The 1,215-nt window shown below is 34.4% G+C and carries 2 protein-coding genes; both read left to right on the forward strand.

Features of this window, described 5'->3' with window-relative positions:
* Positions 1 to 259: 259 nt before the first annotated feature.
* Positions 260 to 745 carry a hypothetical protein gene (locus tag ACYQ21_RS15595; protein ID WP_460059594.1) on the forward strand — a complete coding sequence of 162 codons (486 nt, stop codon included), beginning with the start codon at positions 260 to 262 and terminating at the stop codon, positions 743 to 745.
* A complete protein-coding gene (locus ACYQ21_RS15600) occupies positions 729 to 1,157 on the forward strand; it encodes a hypothetical protein (protein ID WP_460059596.1) in 429 nt (142 codons plus the stop codon). The genes ACYQ21_RS15595 and ACYQ21_RS15600 overlap by 17 nt, the downstream gene beginning before the upstream one ends.
* Positions 1,158 to 1,215: the final 58 nt, after the last annotated feature.

The raw sequence follows: 1,215 nt of genomic DNA on the forward strand, positions 1-1,215 counted from the left end.
GAGCACAAGTCCTTGATAGCACTTGCGAAAAAATGAATTTTTCGTAGGCTTATTTAGTGTACCTTAGTTTCATAAATCTTGTAAAATAAATTTACAAGTCTTACTTGACTTATTACCACTAGACTAACGAAATAATCTAAAATTGATTTTTTATTATTGACAAATAATCAAATTTGGAATATAATTAAAATAATCCATATTTGAATAATTAAATTATATCAGATATGGACTGATAAAACAACCTACGAAGGAGCGTTAAATGAATTATAACGAAGTAGCTAAAGCAGTGAGCAGAAGTCCCACAACAATCAGAAAATGGTGTCCAAGGATAACTGAATTATCTGGGTATAAATTTACCTTTGAAGAAGTTTATCTCAGCCGAAGAAAACAACAGCTAATACCAAAGTTCACTAAACAAGACCTAAGCAAGTTCAAGCAGTTAGCCAAAATACTGGATAACACAAATAATCTTGAACAAGCGATATTTACAGTTTATGGCAACTCAAAAGCCAAGCGAGAACAAAGCTACAAAGAAGAAATCGCAAAAGAGATTGAAAGTATTGACGATTGGTACTCAGAAGAAGTTGATAATCTCAAAGAGAAAATCAATAATCTTGTGAAAACACTTAATTCTCAATCTAAAAGAATTACTAAACTAGAAGAATTTAACAGTAAGCTCGAAAAAATTGAAATCGGGCTGAGAAAGACCAAAATTGGAGAAATAATATATGGTAAACAACACTAAAAAACTTAACCTTACTGCAAAAATTGATGAAAAAACAGTCCCACTTGAGACAAATGCCTTTGATGTCCCAAAAACAATCCGTGTAGATTTCTCTACTGCTAAAGTGACGAACCTCTACAAGGATAAAGAACATACTGACGAAGTTGATAAATGTGTCTTACAAGGTGTTGATGAAAAACGTGCAACTATTTTAGAGCAAGCAGAACTTGACCCCTTTGAATCATGCTTTCAAATTGAATTACCTGCCTCTTGTCAACATGAAGTACAAAAGGCTATTGATAGTGAACGTGTCGGAGTGATTGAGCTAATTGACAGTGGTGTAAGACTGATGTGGTTTGACAGTAGCAACCAATTCCTTAGAGGTTACAAAGCCGTTAAACTGATTGCTAGTGGGTTTAAATTCGTCAAATAGTATCCCTGACAACTCTTTGAGGTGTGGCTCCCAACCCCACTTCTGCGTTCGCCGTGCG

The organism is Pseudolactococcus yaeyamensis, assembly GCF_054658615.1.

What these genes read in the sequence shown, in the direction of transcription:
- ACYQ21_RS15595 (WP_460059594.1), top strand. Translation starts at nt 260, where the DNA reads ATGAATTATAACGAAGTAGCTAAAGCAGTGAGCAGAAGTCCCACAACA.
- ACYQ21_RS15600 (WP_460059596.1), top strand. Translation starts at nt 729, where the DNA reads ATGGTAAACAACACTAAAAAACTTAACCTTACTGCAAAAATTGATGAA.